Below are 19,331 nucleotides of genomic sequence, written 5' to 3' on the forward strand. Positions count from 1 at the left end.
CACGACAGATATTCATTACCTGACTCATTGCGGTGGCAGGTGCCGCGCGCAATGAGCATCCGACAGAGCTGTAATATGCTGCCTTATTTGATCGCTTCCTGCCTGTGCTTTTGCTTTATCTGCGTGCAGCAGAAAACCCTGCGCAGCCGTGCCGTTGTCATCCCGCTGGCCATACTGACGCTGCCAGCGGCGCTGCGCAATTATACTGTGGGTACGGATTCAGTCGTCTATAGCCGGGAATTTCGGTTTCCTTACCGCCATTATTCTTTTGAGTGGAATCCGGAAATAGAAAAAGGGTATCAATGGGTAATCCTGCTGCTTAAATCGCTGCACAGCGATTATGCGGTTTATTTTATGACGATGGCCGTGCTATGTATTGCACCTGTGCTGCTGGTATTGAAAAAGCGCTCACCGCACTACTTTTTATCCGTATATGTTTTTGTCACCTTTGGCCTCTATTTCGCTCTGTATAATCAGGTGCGCCAGGCGATCGCGATGGGCATATGTTTTATTGCCATAAAATATCTGGTAGAGAAAAAGGCGGTAAAATACGCCCTGCTGATTGCACTTGCCAGCCAGTTTCACATCAGTGCGCTGTTGCTGCTGGGCTTTTATTTTTTATGCCATCTGCGGGTCCGGCTGGAGTTAAAAGTGGCGGCCATTTTTCTGATCGGGCTCTCCGTCACGTCGCTGGTGATTGCGTTTATGGCTGCTGGCAACGGCCGGTATCAGCACTATACCCTGGCGGCGGCCAGCGGAAAAAATGGCCTGATGACGGTGCTGTTATATGTCGCCATTGCCCTGGGCCTGTATATATATGGCCGGAAATTAAGGAAGCGCTCTGAGGAATATCGGGTGCTGGAGTGCAGTTATCTTTGTGGAATCGCCGCACTGATTCCCGTCGCCATGCTGGGAACCGATCCAGCCGGACCGCAGCGTATTGCTCAGTACTTTGTTTATTATCTGATGCTACTTATTCCCATGGTGCTGAAAGAGATTAACCGTCGCTGGCTGACGTTATGTTTCTGCCTGGGTGCTTATGCTTATTTCCTCCTGCTGATGGCGAACAATATCGGCGGTATTTATCCGTGGAAAATCAACGACGCTTTTAATCTATTCTGACAGAAAGGAATCGTAATGAGAGTCATGCATGCGGCTGAAACCATAAAAGGCGGCGTGGCTACGGTGCTGGATAGCCTGGCGACATATCAGCAACACAGCGATCAGATTACTGCGCTGAAACTCCTTGTGCCGCAGCAGCATTTATCTGAACTTTCTCCCGGCCTGCTGACGCAGAGCGTTACGTTTGACCGCAGGTCACGCGGCGTGGTGGCTTTTTTCCATTTTGCCCGCTGTTTTTATCGTGAAGTCCGCAGCTTCAGACCCGACGTTGTGCATTTACACAGCACTTTTGCCGGTCTGCTCGGCCGGATTATGCTGTGCCTGTTTTTCCGGCAGCATGCCATACGCGTGATTTACTGCCCGCACGGTTTTGCTTTTCTGATCCAGGCTTCCCGGCTGAAGCAGCGCCTGATTATTGCCTGTGAGCGCTGGCTGTCGCGCTTCACCGATCGCATTATCTGTGTAGGTGAAAATGAATATCAGCAGGCGCTGGGTGCCGGATTACCTGCCCGCAAGCTCTGTTTAATCAGTAACGGCGTGAAGATACCCGAAAAGGCCAATGCTCTCAGTCATAACGGATTATCCACTTATACGCTGCTGTACGTCGGACGCTTTGATCAACAAAAAGGCACGGATACGTTATTACAGGCGTTACAAACGCTCGACAGCAAGCAGCTGGATTTTCGTCTGCATATTATTATGGTGGGCTCAGCCATTAATGATACCCGGCGGAATACCCACATCACGCTGCGGAATATTACCCTTGAATATACCGGCTGGCTCAGTAAAACGCAGATCGCTGACTATTACCGGCGTGCCAACTGTCTGATTATTCCTTCACGCTGGGAGGGGTTCGCGATGGTGCCGCTTGAGGCTATCAGTTACAACCTGCCGGTTATTACCAGTGATATTGTTGCCTTCCGCGAAATTAATCAAATCAGCCGGTTATTTTTTCATTGTGGCAACAGTTCTTCGCTGGCCAGCCTGCTTTCCGGCATCAACCACTACGACCTGGATGGCATAAAGTCGCAGTTGATGGCGGCGTTACGTGAGAAATATACCGACAAGCACATGAACCGGAAAACGGTTGAATTATATGCGTCTGCCTTACAAGGAGAAAAATGAAATGGATATCGCACCTTTGGTCACCGTTTATATTCCCACGTGGAACAGGCTGAACCTGTTAAAGCGCGCGCTGCACTCGGTACTGGAGCAAACCCATACCCACCTTGAAGTGATTGTCGTGGACGATCAATCAACGGACGGCACGCAGGCGTATCTGCAGCAACTGGCGGCCACCGATCGCCGGGTGAAACCGATTTTCAAAACCGCTAACTCCGGTGCCTGCGTCAGTCGCAACCTGGCCATCGAACAGGCCAGCGGTGCGTATATTACCGGGCTGGATGATGATGATTATTTCATGCCCGATCGGATTGAAACCTTCGTTAAACAGCGTGCACTGCTGGATAAATATTGCTTTCTCTATACGCATTATCTGACGCTGACCGGTGATAATCAGTATCGTTCCACCCGCTTTGTTAACCGCCTGATGCCCGCTGAGATCTGTGCGCAGGGACTGTTGTTTAAAAATATCATTGGCAGCCAGTGCTTTACCCTGACCGAACGCCTCCGCCAGGTGGGTAAATTTACGCCGGATATGCCAGCGTGGCAGGATCTGGATCTGTTTTACCGCCTGCTGAAGCAGACGGGCTTTCATAAAGCGAAGCTGCTGCCGCACTCGCTGTATATCCAGGATGTTTCACACGATCAAAATCGTATTTCGCTCAGTAATAAAAACAGGATTCGCCACGCCTTCACGCTGTTCTGCGCGCGAAACGACGTCAGCGGAAAAGAACAACGCATTCTTGAAGCACAGTTGGTGAGCTACGGCATTAAAGTCAGTAACCGGCATTTCCTTTCGCGGTTTACCACCTGGCGCGCGCCTTATTTCTGGCTGGTGGATATTTATCTGGTTATCAAAAACCGCGCTAATTCCCGTACTCATCATCTCGCCGAAGGGTAAACCATGCATACGTTGCTGATTGTTGTTCTGGAAAACACGCCTTATAAGTATTCACTGACGCTGAACAGCCTGATGGAGCGCAGCAACAGAGAAGCTAATTTGCTGATCATTAATCGTGGTCCGGAGGCTCTGACGTTTGATAAAGATTTTCTGCATACGCTGGGGTTATATGTCAAAAGCATCACGCTAAAAGAGTACCTTGATGAGCGGCCTTTGAGCTGGATCTATAACGGCGTGATAACGGCTTTCACGCACTATGATCGTTATGTTTTCTTTGGCGACAGCTGCATGCTGGCTCACGATTTTCTCCACCAGCTCGACAGCCAGTACAGTACGGATACCGATCTGCAATTCACCGAGGTGCCGGGCCGCCAGCCGCATCCGCCTGCATCAGAGCGGACGAATGCGTCGGGCAAAGCCGACCACGCGGCATGGCCGGATAACGCGGATTTTTCGCTCTCCACCAGCCTGATCATTTACCGATCGCTGATCGAAAAATTCCTGTCGCAGAGTATGGAGTTGTTCGATAACCGTTTTGCGCTTTACGGCGTGCATGAAAATCTGCTGATGCGCATCAGGCTGCTCAGGCAGGCGGGGGCGGAAATCGTTATCCGTCCGACCTGCGCATTCAGCTACTCCAGCATGAAGAACGGACAGGCGCAAGCCGTGATGACCGAGCCGGAATGGATTTATGCCAGCGTCCTGACCAGCAAATATTACGCGAAAAGCCGCCTCGCTGCGTTCTGCACTATCGCGAAAATGCTGCTGGTTCAGCTTGTGAAATGCAGGCTCACCAACATGCGGCTCATTATGAAAACCTACTCTGCAGGCAAACATCCCCGCTGTTAAATCCCCGGCGTCATAATCACAGGCGTAGCCATTCCATGATCGTATCCATTCAGTATTTACGCGGCATCGCCGCATTAATGGTGGTGCTGACCCACATCAGAATAAAAGGGCAACAATATCAGACCGGTTCAGCAGAAGGGTTTACCATCGGCGGGGACGGGGTTGACCTGTTCTTTATTATTTCCGGTTTTATCATGTGCTTTACCACCCATAGTCAACGCCTGTCGCCCGCCCGGTTTATGATTAACCGGGCCGTGCGCATTCTGCCGTTGTATTGGGTGCTTACGCTGGTGGCGCTGCTGGTCTTCCTGATTGCGCCAGACAAAGTTAATGCTTCCGGCGGCACCACCGGCATTGCGGAATCCTTTCTGCTGCTACCGACCGGCGCGCGATTTTTAATTCACAATGGCTGGACGCTAAGCTACGAATTTTATTACTACGCGATCTTTGCCCTGTTTTTATGCCTGAGCGCGCGAGTATGGCTGCGATATACGGCGGTCCTGCTCACGCTGCTCCTGCTATCCCTCTGCGGGGTAGTCATCCAGCCTGAGAGTGCGGCTGGGCAGTTTTTATTCAGCGAGCTATTAATGGAATTCGCACTGGGGATTGTTGCCTGGATCATTTATTGCGGTTACAGGCCTGGCAACCGTCTGGCGGGAGTGCTGCTGCTGAGCGGTATCACATTTCTGCTCGTTAAAAACATCTGCGGGGTGCCTGAAGGCGTGACCAGTAAAGTCCTCACTTCCGGCCTGCCGATGTTTTTTATTTTCCTTGGGCTGATTAGTCTGGAGGAGCAGATAAAACGGCTGCGGGGCCCCCTCAGCAAGGCGTTGAGTTTGCTCGGTAACAGCTCCTATTCACTGTATCTGGCACATCCGTTTGCGTTAAGTCCGCTGGCTATGATGCTGAAACACCTGCAGCTGTTAAGCGCGCCCTTGTTTACCAGCGTCCTGCTGGCGGGATCGCTTATCACCGGTATCGCCACCTGGTATCTGCTGGAAAAACCGCTGAGCCGGCTGACCGCCCGCCTGAAGTAAGCCACGGCCACTCCGCCCCGGAGAATCGGCCGGGATTGTGCGGTTAACGCAGCTGACTGTCTTTACTGCCGCGCCGGTTATAGCCACTGTGCGCGGCTTCTTTTTTATCGAGTTTGCTCTGGCACTGAATGCAATAGCGAACACCCGGCACTGCTGCACGGCGTGCTTCGGGAATTGGTTCGCTACACTCCTCGCAAAACTCCGCGCTTTCGCCGTGATGTAAATGACTGCGCGCCCGGGCGATAGCATCATCTACCGTCGCGTCAATCTGCTTCTGTACTGCACCATCTTCTGACCAGCCGCCAGCCATCCTCAGTCTCCTCAGTTGCGTTTCAGCCATTCACTATAGTCTGCACTGGCAAACGCGTGGAGCAATGCGTGCGCCCGTCATGCTCTGTTGATGGGCTCTTTCCGCCGCCTGGCCGGGCGCCGAACCGGTGCCATTCTCTCCCTGCTGGCTGCTGCCGGCACACTCATAGTGTCATCGGCGGACGCTGCCAGGCGTTAACCGCAGGGGCAGAGCCTGCGGCTGAAAAAGTTTCCCTTGCATTCGTTTACTGTCCGTGCGTTAATGCCTTCCCGGTCTGATAAGCAGACAGTCTCATAGTTAGTTCCTATTTTATCTCTCATCTGCGTAAGTCCCGCTTCCTGGCCTTTCTCTTTGAGTTGTATCTCAAGTTCTGATGTGTCTCTGCGTTCAGCCATCAATGCCTCACGGCTCTAAGAAAAGGTTTACATTATGTCAGGTAAAATGCTCGGTATCGTTAAATGGTTTAACGCAGAAAAAGGCTTTGGCTTTATTTCTCCCGAAAACGGCAGCAAAGATGTGTTTGTACATTTCTCTGCAATTCAGGGTAACGATTTCCGTACTCTGGACGAAGGCCAGAAAGTTGAATTCAGCGTGCAGGATGGCCCTAAAGGTCCTTCTGCCGCCAATGTTGTAGGTTTATAAAAATTAATTCTGTACGCTACTTTATGAGATGCCCGAATTGTCAGGGCTCTCAATACCGCCGCTCGGTGTTTGATATCAGCATCAGCAACCCGCTGGGTGCAAAATGTATATTTTGCAAATCAGCCATGATTGCGCTGGGCGCAGTCCGATAAAGGCGGTAGCGATAAGGCCGGCACGTTATGACTGGCCTGTCGCACCCGGACACACTGTCCGGGTTACTTAATCGATCTGAAAAATAGAACAATAATGAAAGCCACCCTGCAGGGTGGCTTTTTTGTTTCCGCTGCCGTGCGGTATTTACAGGTTTTACCTATCCGAGTGAAAAGCAGCACCCGTTTTGCTTCTCTGGCAGCTTATGTCACTAATAAGCGCATGAACACATATCGCATTCGCATTGCATTTCGAAATCCTTCCGGGCTGACTTTCCGTCAGCTGGATGAGGTATTAACACAACATCGCTTTCACCGGGCACAGCCCTGTGACGGTCTTTTTCGCTACAGCTGTGAATATCAGCTCGAATCAGAAGAGGATTTGTGCCGGGTATGCGAGCTGGCTTATTCGCAGGCCTGCCAGGTACGCGGTTGCCCGCTAATCCTGGTGGAAAAAACCTCGCAAAAATAACAGCGGGATATTGATCGGCTGCTAAAAATGATCTAAAAAATATCCCGCCTGGCATGGTCAGTTCTTAGTCCAATCATTCATTTTCGTGTCAGGCCGAAGGCCCCATCCGCTGGATGGGGCTTTTGTTTTATTGCGCCATCGGCAGCCTTCCTTGCCGGAAGCCAGTCGTGTGCCTCAGACGGGAAGATTACACCTGAAAGGTTTCGACCATGCCGCGCAGCGCATGCACCTGTTCAGCCAGCGCCTGAGAAGCAGAGGAGGACTCTTCCACCAGCGCCGCATTGTTCTGCGTGACGCCGTCCATCTGGCTTACCGCAATGCTGACCTGCGAAATTCCCTGCATCTGCTCAGAGGAGGCGAGGGAGATTTCGTCCATGTTATCGGCCAGTTCATTCACCCTGCCGACGATTTTCAGGATACTCTGGCCGGTGCCTGCCGCGATGACCACCCCATTTTCCACCTGCTCCACGGCCTGCTCGATCAGCTGTTTGATATCACGGGCCGCCGTTGCGCTGCGTTGTGCCAGCGTCCTGACTTCACCTGCCACCACGGCAAATCCCCGGCCCTCTTCCCCCGCATGGGCGGCTTCTACCGCTGCATTCAGCGCCAGGATATTGGTCTGGAAAGCAATACTCTCAATAACGGTGGTGATATCGCGCACTTTACTGGCGCTCATGGAAATATCCTGCATGCTGCCGGTCATACGCTGTACATCGGCTTCACCCGTGCGTGCCAGCAGGGCTGTTTCACGAGCCGATTCTGCCGTCTGCCGGGCGCCGGCCGTGTTGCTTTTCACGGTGGCGGTCAGTTGCTCCATACTGGCGGCAGTTTCCTGCAGCGCGGCTGCCTGCTGCTCTGTACGCGAAGAGAGTTCAACGTTACCCTGCGAAATTTCATCTGTCGCCAGCGCCACAGACGCGGCGGAGTCTTTGATATCTGAAACCAGGCGGCGCAGATTTGCCTGCATACCGCTTAGCGAAGCCAGCAGGCTGGAGGTGTCGTTGCGGCGCAGTTTTACCGGACTGGTCAGGTCACCGGCGGCAATAGCGGCGGCCAGCGCACGGGCCTGCGCCGGTTCTCCTCCCAGTTGCCGCATCAGCACGCGCGAAATCAGGAAACCGGTGGTGACGGCGATGGCCACCGAAAGCAGCGCCAGAGCCAGCAGCATGGTTGCAGTGCGCGCAGTCGCTGCGCTGTTCTCTTCCACGGTGTCACGGCTCAGCTTCATCTCAATCTCTGTCAGCGCCGCCAGGGAATTGAGCAGGGCCTGCTGGGCCGGACGGGCTGTGGTCAGCAGATAAACGGTGGCATCCTGCTGCCGGTTTTCCATCCCCAGTTTGCCGGCGGTCATCAGGGTGGTCATCGCAGGTCCTTCTGCCGCCAGGACGTTTTCCAGCATCGCTTTACCACGAGCGGAAACGTTTTCAGACATGCTTTCTACCAGGGCCTGGCGTTGACGGACATACTTTTCCCGCTGCGTCGTCAGCCTGCGCCATTCAGGCGCCATGGCTTCAGGATCGTGAAGCAGGGCCAGGTTGCGCACAGCAATCGCCATATCACGGGCAATACCGCGCATATCCAGCACCAGCGTAAAACGTTTCATTTTGTTGTTTACCGTATCATCCATGCCCTCCTGCGCGCGCCAGAGCGCATGCAGCGCAATGCTGGTGCAGAAAATGAACAGCACAATAAGCAGGCCAAAACCGGTGGCGAGGCGAGTCGAAATTTTCATTATGATTTCCCTGTGAGTTAAAAATATTGCAGTTCGGTTTTTGTTATCGACCGGTCATTACCAGACTCCAGCGCCGGTTATTTATTTTCGTGCGCCACACCGCCAGTGAAAGAAGAATAGATTAGCCGGGCTTCTGAAAATTTTTTTATTTAGCAGAGCAAAAAAGAAAAGAGACGATTTTGCATTGGCGCAGATAGGAAATTAATAAATAAAAGTAAATGATTTAAATGAGAATTTTTTTGATTAATTTAATTACAAAAGCCGTAACTGCATAAAAATGGCCGAATTCAGGGGGCGATTTAAGTTAGTTTCACTGCCTGAGCAGTGCAGCCAGGAAAGAGAAAGGATAACGGTTGCGGCAGGGCTGAATGGTTAGCTCTATGTAACGTAAGGCAATTTGCAGCAGGAATAGCGGCCTGGAAAGCAGAACGTCGGCAGAAAAAACACTCTGCGCAGGGTTAAAAAATAGGGTGAGGGGCCTGCAACGCTGCCGGCAAAAAAAAGGCCCCCGAAGGGGCAATAAGGAGTTACTTATCTCTGCTGGATAGCGATTCCCGGCACAGAGATAAATCACTATAAATGACACCGGTAATTTGTGTAGTTAATCGCTAAACTTTTTTTACTTAACGTCATTATATTTAGTCTGCTAACTTTCTTTTTCTCCCTTTATTACAGCGGGTTGGCTTATATGAAATCGATTACTAAGAAAACGCTTAAAGGGATTATTTTTTTACACCCGATGCCGCCCTGGCTCTGATTAACGCGCATCTGTTTCGGGCAAGGTGTGGGCTTTCCAGACATCTGTAGCGTCAGGCGTGCAGACCGGGACGACATCGTGACAATCCACAGAGAGATAATGCATACTGCCTGCGAAAGCTAAAACGGTTTAGCTAACAGGGAGCAACAGAATGCAACGTGTATGGTGTTTGGGCGACGCAGTAGTGGATCTGCTGCCGGAAGAGGATGGTCGTTTACTGCAATGCCCTGGCGGGGCACCGGCCAACGTGGCGGCAGGCATCGCCCGACTGGGTGGCAACAGTGGATTTATCGGTCGGGTGGGTGCCGATCCCTTTGGCCATTTTCTGCGTGACACCCTGCGGCGCGAGCAGGTCGATGTGACCTGCATGCAGAGTGACGCCGCGCAGCGTACCTCGACGGTCGTCGTGGCACTGGATGAGCAGGGCGAACGCACCTTCACTTTTATGGTGCGGCAAAGCGCGGATCTATTTCTGCAAACGGACGATCTTCCCACGTTCCGCGCTGGCGAATGGCTGCACTGTTGCTCCATCGCGCTGCTGCAGGAGCCCTCGCGTTCTGCCACGCTGACAGCGATGCAACGCATGCAGGATGCGGGCGGCTTTGTGAGTTTTGATCCCAATATCCGCCTCGATCTCTGGCAGGACCAGGCCATGCTGCGAAACTGCCTGCATCAGGCGTTACAGCTTGCTGATGTGGTGAAGTTGTCTGAAGAGGAACTGGTGTTTCTGAGCGGGGGCGAAGAGCGGGACGCGGCCATTACACAGCTTGCCACACGCTTTGGAATCCGGCTTTTGCTGGTTACGCAGGGCAGTGCGGGTGTGCTCGCCTGGCACCAGCAAACGCTGACGCATCACCCGGCAAAGCCGGTGGTGAGTGTGGATACCACCGGTGCCGGGGATGCGTTTGTCGCCGGATTGCTTTGGGGACTGGCGCAGCAGGGCCTGCCCGCCGATGCCGCACAGCTGGCGGCACGCCTGCAGTGCGCCCAGGCATGCGGCGCGCTGGCAACCACGGCGAAAGGCGCCATGACCGCGCTGCCGGACTATCAGCAACTGCAGCGTCAGCTGCGTTCATAACCCTTTCTTGCCCTGTTTTGCGACATACCTCACATCAACTAAATCGGTTTAGCTAAATCCGTTGCGCTTTCAAAATTGGCACCACTAAGATGCAGCACCTAAACCGGTTTAGCAAAATTACAAACAGTTGATGATAGCCTGACCTCAGGGAAGCAAAACAGTGAAAAAAACGCTTATCGCTCTTACCGTCAGTACCTTCGCATGCGCCGGCCCGGCCTGGGCCGCCACCGATATGCAGGAGATCGAAGCCCGGCTGGCCGCCATGGAGAAACGTCTGGCCGCTGCGGAACAGCGCGCCAGTGACGCTGAATTCCGCGCCCGGGCGGCTGAAAACCAGGCACAGAAGCTGGCTGCTGCGCAGCAGCAGCCCGTCGCCACCGCGCAACCCGCGCCATCCACGTCATCCGTTCAGGCGACGCAACCGGTCCAGGTGGCGGCGGCCAGCACGCCGGCCAGTTCCCGTCAGGATAGCGAAGGCTTTGAGTTTCATGGCTACGCCCGCTCCGGGCTGCTGATGAACAGCTCCGCCGCCAAAACGCAGGGCGGTCCGACAGTCACTCCCGCCGGTGAGACCGGGGGGCACGTGGGGCGTCTGGGCAATGAGCCGGATACCTACGTTGAGCTGAACCTCGAACACAAACAAACCCTTGCCAGCGGTGCCACCACCCGTTTCAAAGCGATGCTCGCTGATGGCCAGCGCACCTACAATGACTGGACGGCGGCCAGCAGCGATCTCAACCTGCGGCAGGCTTTTGTTGAGCTGGGGCAGCTGCCCACCTTTACCGGTGCATTCAAAGACAGCACCGTCTGGGCCGGTAAACGCTTCGATCGCGATAACTTTGATATCCACTGGATTGATTCCGATGTGGTGTTCCTCGCCGGTACCGGCGCGGGCATCTACGACATGAAGTGGGGTGAAACAGCGCGCAGCAACCTGTCGCTCTATGGCCGCACCTTCGGCGACATCGAAAACAACGAGAACACCGCACAAAACTACATCCTGACGCTGAACAACTTTGCCGGTCCGCTGCAGCTGATGATCAGCGGCATGCGCGCTAAAGATAACGATCAGCGCACGGATGTCGAAGGCCGGCGGGTGAAAAGCGACGCTGCCAATGACGGCGTCCATGCGCTGGTCGGCCTGCACAATGACAGTTTCTACGGCCTGGGCGAAGGGTCGGCCAAGACGGCGCTGCTTTACGGTCATGGCCTGGGCGCGGAAGTGAAAACGGTGGGCGCTGATGGTGCATTGCTGCCGCAGGCAGAGACCTGGCGTCTGGCCAGCTATGGCATCACGCCACTGGGCGAGGGCTGGCATATGGCGCCTGCGGTGCTGGCGCAAAGCAGTCAGGATCGCTATGTCAAAGGCGACAGCTATGAATGGGCCACGGCTAACCTGCGCCTGATCCAGGCCTTCACAGAGAATTTTGAAATGCAGTATGAAGGCTCTTATCAGTATATGGATCTGCGTCCGAAAGGTTACAACAACCGCAACGCCGTCAGCGGCAGCTTCTATAAGCTCACCGTCGCGCCAACGCTGAAAGCCAGCGATGTGGGCGACTTCCTTAAGCGCCCGGAAATTCGCCTGTTTGCCAGCTGGATGGACTGGGATCACCGACTGGATAACTATGCCAGCGATGATGCTTTTGGCAGCAGCGGGTTCACCGCCGGCGGCGAGTGGAACTTTGGCGTGCAGATGGAAACCTGGTTCTGATGATGTGGCCCCGGTACGGGGCCCTGTTCCCTTTGGTCAGCATAAAAACGAGAAACTGAGGTCATTATGGATGTTGTGAATATCTCCCGCACGCTGCTGCCGTTGCTGGGAGGCCGGGAAAATATTGCCAGCGCGGCGCACTGCGCTACCCGTCTGCGCCTGGTGCTGGTGGATGATGCCAAAGCGGACACCGCCGCAATTGGCAAACTGGAAGGGGTAAAAGGTTGCTTCCGCAATGCCGGTCAGTTACAGGTAATTTTTGGCACCGGCGTAGTGAATAAAGTTTACGCCGCGTTTATCCGTGAAGCGGGCATCAGCGAAAGCAGCAAATCAGAAGCCGCCGACATGGCAGCGCGTAAACTCAACCCTTTTCAGCGCATCGCGCGCCTGCTGTCGAACATTTTCGTACCGATTATCCCGGCCATTGTCGCTTCCGGCCTGCTGATGGGCCTGCTGGGCATGGTCAAAACCTACGGCTGGGTCAACCCTGATAACGCCCTGTATATCATGCTGGATATGTGCAGTTCGGCGGCCTTTATCATTCTGCCGATTCTGATTGGCTTTACGGCAGCGCGTGAATTTGGCGGGAATCCGTTTCTGGGGGCGACGCTTGGTGGCATTCTCACCCACCCGGCGCTGACCAATGCCTGGGGCGTGGCCGCCGGTTTCCACACCATGAACTTCTTCGGCATTGAAGTCGCGATGATCGGCTATCAGGGCACGGTCTTCCCGGTGCTGCTGGCGGTGTGGTTTATGAGCGTGCTGGAAAAACAACTGCGCAGAGTCATTCCCGATGCGCTGGATCTGATCCTGACGCCGTTCCTGACGGTGATTATCTCGGGCTTTGTGGCGCTGCTGCTGATTGGCCCGGCGGGGCGCATGCTGGGTGACGGTATTTCTTTTGTTCTCAGTACGCTGATTGCCCATGCGGGCTGGCTGGCTGGCCTGCTGTTTGGCGGCCTCTATTCAGTGATTGTCATTACCGGGGTGCACCACAGCTTTCACGCGATCGAAGCCGGATTGCTGGGGAATCCGTCTATCGGGGTGAATTTCCTGCTGCCGATTTGGGCCATGGCCAACGTGGCGCAGGGCGGCGCCTGTCTGGCGGTGTGGTTTAAAACCAAAGACGCAAAAATCAAAGCGATTTCGCTGCCGTCCGGGTTTTCCGCTTTGCTGGGTATCACCGAAGCGGCCATTTTCGGTATTAACCTGCGCTTTATGAAGCCCTTTATCGCCGGGCTGGCCGGTGGCGCAGTGGGCGGAGCCTGGGTGGTATCGATGCATGTGAATATGACGGCCGTCGGACTGACCGGCATTCCCGGGATGGCGATCGTTCAGGCCAGTTCACTGCTTAACTATGCCATCGGCATGGTGATCGCTTTCAGCGTAGCGTTTATGCTCTCTTACCTGCTTAAATACAAAACGGACGCAGAATAATGGCTTCTTCAACACGGTTAGCCGCCATGCTTCAGGCGGTGATGCGCGGTCAGCCAGCCGCTCTCAGTGACCCGCACTATCCGGGCTGGCACCTTGCGCCGGTAACCGGATTACTTAACGATCCCAACGGCTTTATCCAGTTTGCCGGGCGCTTTCATCTGTTTTACCAGTGGAATGCGCTGGGCTGTGAGCATAAACACAAGTGCTGGGGCCACTGGAGTTCAGCCGATCTGCTGCACTGGCAGCACGAGCCGGTAGCGCTGATGCCGGATGAAGAGTATGACCGCAGCGGCTGTTACTCCGGCAGCGCCGTGGATAACCAGGGTACGCTGACGCTGATCTACACCGGTAATGTCAAATATGACGACGGCTCACGTACCGCGTGGCAGTGTCTGGCGGTGCAAAACGCGGCGGGCGGTTTTGACAAACTGGGGCCGGTGATTGCGCTGCCACAGGGCTACACCGGCCACGTGCGCGATCCGAAAGTGTGGCAGCATGACGGGCGGTGGTACATGGTGCTGGGCGCACAGGACCAGCGCCACCAGGGCAAAGTGCTGCTGCTGCGTTCGGCGGATTTACATCACTGGGAATCCCTCGGAGAAATTGCCGGCAGCGGGCTGAACGGCCTGGGCGATGCCGGCTACATGTGGGAATGTCCCGACATGTTTACGCTCGGTGATACCACGTTTCTGATTTGCTGTCCGCAGGGTATCCGGCGTGAAGCGCAGCGTTACCTCAACGCCCATCCCAGCGCCTGGCTGGCGGGCGACCTCGATTATGACGCCGCACGCTTTACGCATGGCGCCTTCCACGAACTGGATGCCGGGTTTGAATTTTATGCCCCGCAGACCACGCTGACCGCTGACGGACGCCGCCTGCTGATTGGCTGGATGGGCGTGCCGGATGGCGAAGAGATGCGCCAGCCCACCGTGGCCCAGGGCTGGATCCATCAGATGACCTGCGTGCGGGAACTGGGCACGCGCGACGGCCGTCTGCTGCAGCGCCCGGCCACTGAACTGCAGGCACTGCGGGGTGCAGAGCAGCACTATGAGGGGCGCGCCGATCGGGCTCCCGCCCTTGCTGCGGAGCGTCTGGAACTGCTGCTGACCGGGCAGGGTGGCGTCACGCTGGACTTTGCGCAGACGCTGCTGCTGACATGGCATGCGGAAGGGCTGCAGCTGAAAAGGCGCAGCCTGGAAAGCGGCGAATGGGAGAGCCGCTACTGGCGCGGCGCGGTCAGCCAGCTGCAGATCCTGTGCGATCACTCCAGCGTGGAAATCTTCATTAATGAAGGCGAAGGCGTGATGAGCAGCCGTTACTTCCCGGCGCATCCGGCACAATTAACCCTGATCGGGGACGCAGAAGTGCACGCCCGCTACTGGCCGTTGCGGCGCTGCATGGTAGAATAAGTCATTGTTTCCTTAACTGATGCATTGACGTGAGAAAAACCAGACGCGTTACCATCGCCGATATCGCCGCGCTGGCGGGCGTATCCAAGGCCACCGCCAGCCTGGTGCTGAACGGCCGGGGCAAAGAGCTGCGCGTGGCGAAAGAGACGCGTGAACGGGTGCTGACGCTGGCGCGTGAACATCACTATCAGGCGAGCATTCATGCGCGCCTGCTGCGTGACAACCGCAGCCACACGCTGGGGCTGGTGGTGCCGGAAATCACCAACCACGGCTTTGCGGTCTTTTCTCATGCGCTGGAAAACCTCTGCCGCGAAGCCGGGCTGCAACTGCTGATCTCCTGCACGGATGAAAACGCCGGGCAGGAGCGGGTGGTGGTAGATAACCTGGTGGCGCGTCAGGTGGACGGACTGATTGTGGCATCAAGCATGCTCAGCGACACCGATTACGTCAGGCTCAGTGAACAGCTGCCGGTAGTGCTGTTTGACCGTTACATGAGTGAGACGCAGCTGCCGCTGGTTATGACGGATTCGGTTACGCCGACCGCAGAACTGGTGGAAAGACTGGCGCGGGCGAATCCGGAAGAAATCTATTTTCTCGGCGGCCAGCCACGGCTGTCACCGACGCGCGATCGCCTCGCCGGCTTTATGCAGGGGCTGGCGCGGGCGGGCGTCACGCCGCGTCCCGAATGGATTATCCACGGTAACTATCACCCCAGCAGCGGGTATGAAATGTTTGCCGCGCTGTGCGCGCGGCTGGGCCGGCCGCCGCAGGCCATTTTCACCGCCGCCTGCGGTCTGATGGAGGGCGTGCTGCGCTACATGAGCCAGCACCATCTGCTGAACAGTCAGGTGCGCGTCGCCAGCTTTGACGACCACTATCTGTATGATTCACTTTCCATTGCCATCGACACCGTCGAGCAGGATGTGCCGCGCTTGGCGCAGGAGTGCTTTACGCTGCTGACAGCGCTGATCGGCGGCGATGAGCCTGCCAGTCTGCAAAGCATCCTGCCCGCCACCCTGCGCCTGCGCTCCCCGGCAGGTGCCTGAACGCTTTACGCCGTCGATTTACACGCAGAGCGCAAACCGGGCTGCGGCATGCGGCCCGGGTTCCGCGTCGCTATTCTTCCTTTTCCAGTGCGTAAAATGCCTCACACCAGCTTTTCCGGGCTCCGAGGCTGACAGAAAGCTTCATGGCGGTCGCCTTCATGCGTTGGCCGGTTCCCTCTTCCCGGCGCGCGCGCGTCAGGCGGGAGGTGGGGCCGGTCAGCGCCAGCGCTGCCGCCAGCTTTTCACCGCTGCTGAACACCGGCAGGGCAAAGGCCGCGATATGCGGATCGCGCACGCCAGCGGAATAGAGCGGCAAGGTGGTATCGCTGCTCTCCAGCGCCTCATTCATGCCCCAGTGACGCAGCACCTGACCGATGGCCGAACCGTCCAGCGGCAGGGATGTACCCGGCAGACGCGTTTCACGCAGCCCTTCTGACGCCTCCGCGCGGAACAGACACAGCCGCTGCCCGTTCTCAATCACGTACCAGGATGCGCTCTCGCGCGTTGCGGCGGCCAGCGCGTGCAGCTCCGGCTGGACAATCGAAGCCAGATGAAAAGATTGTTCATACAGTTTGCCGAGGTAAAGCAGACGGGGACCCAGCGAATAGACGCCGTTGTCGCGCCGGATAACGTAATTCATCCGTTCCAGCGAATTCATCAGCCGGTAAACCGTAGTCTTGTGGTAGCCGGAGAGCTGGGCCAGTTCTGTCAGGGTCAGCGCTTCTTCACCCGGGGTGAAGCAATCCAATAGCGCCAGTGCTTTTTCTACGGCAATTACACCTTCATTTCCCATTACAGCCTCTCCTTATTTCGGTCGGCTGAGAGTTTACACTGCAAACTGTGATTCACCTCGTATTTACATCACAAATGCGGCGTTAGCGCTGGCAGAACCCAAAATGTCACCGATATAGTTGTTGTACTTTATACAACATGGTTTTACAGAGTAAAACTAACGAGGTGGCACTATGTCTGCACAATTTACCCCCCTGATTAACCGCCATATCCAGCGCATTGCCGCAGAAGAGGTCAGGCGCGCCGCCGAATTTCAGGCGGCGATACTGGCCGATGTTGCCGGCCGTCGCGGTACGCTGCACGGCCGCGTCAGGCCGCTGGCCGCGCACATGAAGGTCGCGGGGCCCGCGGTAACGGTTGAAGTCCGTCCGGGAGATAACCTCGCGATTCATGCTGCGCTGGCCATCGCACAACCTGGCGATGTGATCGTGGTGGATGGGAAAGGGGATATCAGCTGTGCGCTGATCGGCGAAATTATGTCAACGCAGGCGGCGGCATCCGGCATTGCCGGCATCATCATCGATGGCGCGGTACGCGATGCTGACGCGCTGACCGCCGGAAACTTCCCGGTTTTTGCCTCCGGTCTGAACCCCTGTGGTCCGACAAAATCCATCGCCGGCCGCGTCAACGCGCCAATATCTGTGGCCGGGGCCGCCGTTAGTCCGGGCGATCTGATCGTGGGCGATGCGGATGGCGTGGTCGTGCTGCCGCGCGAGGAGGTGGTGCAGCTGCTTGAGCTCGCAGCGCGCAAGCTGGATACCGAAACGCGCCGTATCGCGGCGATTCGCGCGGGTGATATCCGCGCACCCTGGCTTGAGGGAGCGCTGCGCGCCGCCGGTATGCTGGCAGAAGGAGAAACTCTGTGATGAAAGAAAAACAGGTTATTCTGGTCACCGGCAGCGATCTGGCTGCTGAAGCCCTGGCGCTGCTGCAGGATTACACCGTGCTTTATGCCGGACGACAGCCAACGGAAGCTGAGCTGATCGCGCTGTGCGAAACGCATAATCCGGTCGCTATTATTGTGCGCTACGGCAAAATCACAGCGCGCGTCATGGACGCCGCTCCAGCGTTGCGGGTGATTTCCAAGCACGGCAGCGGGATTGATGTTATTGACCAGGCAGCGGCAGCCGAGCGGCATATCCGCGTGCAGGCTGCCGTCGGGGCCAACGCGGCGGCGGTGGCAGAGCATACCTGGGCGATGATTCTCGCCTGCGCCAAGTCGGTGGTGCCGCTGGATCAGCGACTGCGCGAAGGGCACTGGGATAAAGCGCGGCATAAATCGATTGAGCTGGAAGGGCGCACGCTGGGGCTGGTGGGACTGGGCGCGATTGGCAGCCGGATGGCCCTGCTGGGGCGCGCTTTCGGTATGCAGGTCATCGCCTGCGATCCCTGGGCCCGCCATTTCCCGGAAGGCTGCGAACCGGTGGCGCTGGAAGACCTGCTGGCGCGCGCGGACGTCATCTCGCTGCACTGCCCGCTCACCGCGCAGAACCACCAGATGATCAACAGCGAAACCCTGGCGCTGTGTCGCCCCGGTGCCATTCTGGTTAACACCGCACGCGGCGGGCTGATTGATGAGCAGGCACTGTGCACGGCGCTGGATAACGGCACGCTGAGCTGGGCGGCGCTGGACAGCTTCAGCATCGAACCGCTGACCGCACCGCATCCGTGGCAGCAGCGTGCGAATGTACTGATCTCGCCGCATGTGGGCGGTGTCAGCGACCGCTCCTATATCCGCATGGGCACCATGGCGGCAAGCAATGTGCTCAGCGTGCTGCGGGAAACCGTCACTGAACAGGATGGTGCGTCATGATCTGCCTGACGCAGCCCGTCGTTCGTGAGGCAGAGGTGCTGACGCGTCTGCCTGATGAATTTCGCCAGCCCGACCCAGGCAATGCCTGGGCTCAGGCCAACCGCGGCGGAGAGGCAACCGACGCGTTCCTCGAAGGGCCGGTATGGCATCCCGATGGCTCGCTTTACGTCACGGATATTCCCTATGGCCGGATTTTTCGCATCGACAGCAGCGGGCGCTGGGAGCTGATTGTCCGCTACGACGGCGAGCCGAACGGCATGAAGCTGATTGCGCCTGACACGCTGCTGATCACCGATTACCGCCTTGGGCTGGTCAGGCTGTCGCTGACGGATCGGCGCGTCACGCCCTGGCTGGCACGGCGCAACAGTGAGAGCTTTCGCGGCGTCAACGATCTAACGCCTGACAGCCGGGGAAACCTGTACTTCACCGATCAGGGACAGACCGGACTGCACGATCCCACCGGCCGCGTCTATCGGCTGTCGCCGCAGGGTAAGCTCGATCTGCTGCTGGATAACTGCCCCAGCCCCAATGGTCTGGTACTTTCGCCGGATGAACGCCTGCTGTATGTCGCGATGACGCGCGGCAACTGCATCTGGCGCGTGCCGCTGCAGCGGGATGGCTCGGTAACGAAAGTCGGGCAGTTTTTTACCTCTTACGGCCCCAGCGGACCCGATGGCCTGGCGATGAACGAACAGGGCGAACTGCTGATCGCCAACCCGGGTCTGGGCCGCGTCTGGCGGCTTAACACCCTGGGCGAGCCGGTTGAAATTATCACCAGCCCGGCCGGGCGATCGACCACCAATCTGTGCTTTGGTGGCGCGGACCGCCGACAGCTTTTCATTACCGAGTCCGTCACCAGCACCATTCTGCACTGCCAGATGACAACGCCCGGTTGTCCGCTGCTTTAACCTCTTCCTCTGCTAATAACGTGCGTCAGTAAACGCTACGG

General features: G+C 56.6%; 19 protein-coding genes. 16 read left to right on the forward strand and 3 right to left on the reverse strand.

What is annotated here, in order from left to right; all coding sequences use genetic code 11:
* The first annotated feature begins 123 nt into the window (after positions 1–123).
* Genes D8B20_RS17600 through D8B20_RS17615 form a run of 5 tightly spaced genes read left to right on the forward strand, consistent with a single transcriptional unit; the run spans position 124 to position 5,031 of the window.
* A complete protein-coding gene (locus D8B20_RS17600) occupies positions 124–1,122 on the forward strand; it encodes an EpsG family protein (protein ID WP_186454452.1) in 999 nt (332 codons plus the stop codon).
* 15 nt (positions 1,123–1,137) lie between these two features.
* Positions 1,138–2,247, forward strand: coding sequence for a glycosyltransferase (locus tag D8B20_RS17605; RefSeq protein ID WP_145890711.1), 1,110 nt, complete (start codon positions 1,138–1,140; stop codon positions 2,245–2,247).
* 1 nt (position 2,248) lies between these two features.
* Positions 2,249–3,145 carry a glycosyltransferase gene (locus D8B20_RS17610; RefSeq protein WP_186454453.1) on the forward strand — a complete coding sequence of 299 codons (897 nt, stop codon included), beginning with the start codon at positions 2,249–2,251 and terminating at the stop codon, positions 3,143–3,145.
* Between the two features lie 3 nt (positions 3,146–3,148).
* Positions 3,149–3,994, forward strand: a complete 846-nt coding sequence (locus D8B20_RS21665) for a hypothetical protein (RefSeq protein WP_186454454.1) — start codon at positions 3,149–3,151, stop codon at positions 3,992–3,994.
* A complete protein-coding gene (locus D8B20_RS17615) occupies positions 3,928–5,031 on the forward strand; it encodes an acyltransferase family protein (RefSeq protein ID WP_186454455.1) in 1,104 nt (367 codons plus the stop codon). Before D8B20_RS21665 ends, D8B20_RS17615 begins: the two co-directional genes overlap by 67 nt.
* A 43-nt stretch (positions 5,032–5,074) precedes the next feature.
* Here the strand turns inward: D8B20_RS17615 and D8B20_RS17620 are convergent, their stop codons facing one another.
* Positions 5,075–5,341 (reverse strand): DksA/TraR family C4-type zinc finger protein, encoded by a 267-nt coding sequence (locus D8B20_RS17620; RefSeq protein WP_145890717.1) that lies wholly within the window; start codon positions 5,339–5,341, stop codon positions 5,075–5,077.
* 429 nt (positions 5,342–5,770) lie between these two features.
* Between D8B20_RS17620 and cspE the strand changes: the two genes are divergently transcribed.
* The 3 genes from cspE to D8B20_RS17630 all read left to right on the forward strand — a co-directional run bounded on the left by cspE (position 5,771) and on the right by D8B20_RS17630 (position 6,604).
* A complete protein-coding gene (gene cspE / locus D8B20_RS17625) occupies positions 5,771–5,983 on the forward strand; it encodes a transcription antiterminator/RNA stability regulator CspE (RefSeq protein ID WP_145890720.1) in 213 nt (70 codons plus the stop codon).
* 23 nt (positions 5,984–6,006) lie between these two features.
* On the forward strand, positions 6,007–6,135 hold the full coding sequence (gene ymcF, locus D8B20_RS21880) for a cold shock small protein YmcF (protein WP_261388113.1): 129 nt from the start codon (positions 6,007–6,009) through the stop codon (positions 6,133–6,135).
* 220 nt (positions 6,136–6,355) lie between these two features.
* On the forward strand, positions 6,356–6,604 hold the full coding sequence (locus D8B20_RS17630; protein WP_145891608.1) for a hypothetical protein: 249 nt from the start codon (positions 6,356–6,358) through the stop codon (positions 6,602–6,604).
* 187 nt (positions 6,605–6,791) lie between these two features.
* On the opposite strand, the gene D8B20_RS17635 is transcribed toward D8B20_RS17630, so the two are convergent.
* Positions 6,792–8,336 (reverse strand): methyl-accepting chemotaxis protein, encoded by a 1,545-nt coding sequence (locus tag D8B20_RS17635; protein ID WP_145890722.1) that lies wholly within the window; start codon positions 8,334–8,336, stop codon positions 6,792–6,794.
* A gap of 908 nt (positions 8,337–9,244) precedes the next feature.
* Here D8B20_RS17635 and cscK point away from each other — a divergent pair.
* From cscK to D8B20_RS17660, 5 genes are all read left to right on the forward strand, one after another.
* Positions 9,245–10,171, forward strand: coding sequence for a fructokinase (gene cscK, locus D8B20_RS17640; RefSeq protein WP_145890724.1), 927 nt, complete (start codon positions 9,245–9,247; stop codon positions 10,169–10,171).
* Between the two features lie 232 nt (positions 10,172–10,403).
* Complete coding sequence (locus tag D8B20_RS17645; RefSeq protein ID WP_370664138.1) at positions 10,404–11,885, forward strand: carbohydrate porin; 1,482 nt, start codon at positions 10,404–10,406, stop codon at positions 11,883–11,885.
* A 66-nt stretch (positions 11,886–11,951) separates the two neighbouring features.
* The gene (locus D8B20_RS17650) at positions 11,952–13,322 is read left to right on the forward strand and encodes a sucrose-specific PTS transporter subunit IIBC (RefSeq protein ID WP_145890728.1); all 1,371 of its coding nucleotides are present in this window, start codon (positions 11,952–11,954) and stop codon (positions 13,320–13,322) included.
* Positions 13,322–14,731: a sucrose-6-phosphate hydrolase gene (locus D8B20_RS17655; RefSeq protein ID WP_145890731.1), complete on the forward strand. Its 1,410-nt coding sequence runs from the start codon at positions 13,322–13,324 to the stop codon at positions 14,729–14,731. The genes D8B20_RS17650 and D8B20_RS17655 overlap by 1 nt, the downstream gene beginning before the upstream one ends.
* Before the next feature lie 29 nt (positions 14,732–14,760).
* Entirely contained in the window at positions 14,761–15,777 is a 1,017-nt protein-coding gene (locus D8B20_RS17660) for a substrate-binding domain-containing protein (RefSeq protein ID WP_145890733.1), read from the forward strand.
* 70 nt (positions 15,778–15,847) lie between these two features.
* Here D8B20_RS17660 and D8B20_RS17665 read toward each other — a convergent pair whose 3' ends face one another.
* A complete protein-coding gene (locus D8B20_RS17665) occupies positions 15,848–16,570 on the reverse strand; it encodes an IclR family transcriptional regulator (protein WP_145890735.1) in 723 nt (240 codons plus the stop codon).
* Positions 16,571–16,742: 172 nt separating this feature from the next.
* Between D8B20_RS17665 and D8B20_RS17670 the strand changes: the two genes are divergently transcribed.
* From D8B20_RS17670 to D8B20_RS17680, 3 genes are read left to right on the forward strand one after another with little or no spacing between them, the layout of a single operon-like run.
* Positions 16,743–17,435 carry an RraA family protein gene (locus tag D8B20_RS17670; RefSeq protein ID WP_145890737.1) on the forward strand — a complete coding sequence of 231 codons (693 nt, stop codon included), beginning with the start codon at positions 16,743–16,745 and terminating at the stop codon, positions 17,433–17,435.
* Positions 17,435–18,382: a hydroxyacid dehydrogenase gene (locus tag D8B20_RS17675; RefSeq protein WP_145891610.1), complete on the forward strand. Its 948-nt coding sequence runs from the start codon at positions 17,435–17,437 to the stop codon at positions 18,380–18,382. Before D8B20_RS17670 ends, D8B20_RS17675 begins: the two co-directional genes overlap by 1 nt.
* On the forward strand, positions 18,379–19,290 hold the full coding sequence (locus tag D8B20_RS17680; RefSeq protein WP_145890739.1) for an SMP-30/gluconolactonase/LRE family protein: 912 nt from the start codon (positions 18,379–18,381) through the stop codon (positions 19,288–19,290). The genes D8B20_RS17675 and D8B20_RS17680 overlap by 4 nt, the downstream gene beginning before the upstream one ends.
* The last annotated feature ends 41 nt before the right edge of the window (positions 19,291–19,331 follow it).

The sequence above is a fragment of the Candidatus Pantoea soli genome (assembly GCF_007833795.1).
GTDB classification, from domain to species: Bacteria; Pseudomonadota; Gammaproteobacteria; order Enterobacterales; family Enterobacteriaceae; genus Pantoea; species Pantoea soli.

What these genes read in the sequence shown, in the direction of transcription:
- D8B20_RS17680 (WP_145890739.1), top strand. Translation starts at nt 18,379, where the DNA reads ATGATCTGCCTGACGCAGCCCGTCGTTCGTGAGGCAGAGGTGCTGACG.
- D8B20_RS17650 (WP_145890728.1), top strand. Translation starts at nt 11,952, where the DNA reads ATGGATGTTGTGAATATCTCCCGCACGCTGCTGCCGTTGCTGGGAGGC.
- D8B20_RS17665 (WP_145890735.1), bottom strand. Translation starts at nt 16,570, where the DNA reads ATGGGAAATGAAGGTGTAATTGCCGTAGAAAAAGCACTGGCGCTATTG.
- D8B20_RS17645 (WP_370664138.1), top strand. Translation starts at nt 10,404, where the DNA reads ATGCAGGAGATCGAAGCCCGGCTGGCCGCCATGGAGAAACGTCTGGCC.
- cscK (WP_145890724.1), top strand. Translation starts at nt 9,245, where the DNA reads ATGCAACGTGTATGGTGTTTGGGCGACGCAGTAGTGGATCTGCTGCCG.
- D8B20_RS21665 (WP_186454454.1), top strand. Translation starts at nt 3,149, where the DNA reads ATGCATACGTTGCTGATTGTTGTTCTGGAAAACACGCCTTATAAGTAT.
- D8B20_RS17675 (WP_145891610.1), top strand. Translation starts at nt 17,435, where the DNA reads ATGAAAGAAAAACAGGTTATTCTGGTCACCGGCAGCGATCTGGCTGCT.
- D8B20_RS17630 (WP_145891608.1), top strand. Translation starts at nt 6,356, where the DNA reads ATGAACACATATCGCATTCGCATTGCATTTCGAAATCCTTCCGGGCTG.
- D8B20_RS17635 (WP_145890722.1), bottom strand. Translation starts at nt 8,336, where the DNA reads ATGAAAATTTCGACTCGCCTCGCCACCGGTTTTGGCCTGCTTATTGTG.
- D8B20_RS17670 (WP_145890737.1), top strand. Translation starts at nt 16,743, where the DNA reads ATGTCTGCACAATTTACCCCCCTGATTAACCGCCATATCCAGCGCATT.
- D8B20_RS17615 (WP_186454455.1), top strand. Translation starts at nt 3,928, where the DNA reads ATGCAGGCTCACCAACATGCGGCTCATTATGAAAACCTACTCTGCAGG.
- D8B20_RS17655 (WP_145890731.1), top strand. Translation starts at nt 13,322, where the DNA reads ATGGCTTCTTCAACACGGTTAGCCGCCATGCTTCAGGCGGTGATGCGC.
- D8B20_RS17605 (WP_145890711.1), top strand. Translation starts at nt 1,138, where the DNA reads ATGAGAGTCATGCATGCGGCTGAAACCATAAAAGGCGGCGTGGCTACG.
- D8B20_RS17620 (WP_145890717.1), bottom strand. Translation starts at nt 5,341, where the DNA reads ATGGCTGGCGGCTGGTCAGAAGATGGTGCAGTACAGAAGCAGATTGAC.
- cspE (WP_145890720.1), top strand. Translation starts at nt 5,771, where the DNA reads ATGTCAGGTAAAATGCTCGGTATCGTTAAATGGTTTAACGCAGAAAAA.
- D8B20_RS17610 (WP_186454453.1), top strand. Translation starts at nt 2,249, where the DNA reads ATGGATATCGCACCTTTGGTCACCGTTTATATTCCCACGTGGAACAGG.
- ymcF (WP_261388113.1), top strand. Translation starts at nt 6,007, where the DNA reads ATGAGATGCCCGAATTGTCAGGGCTCTCAATACCGCCGCTCGGTGTTT.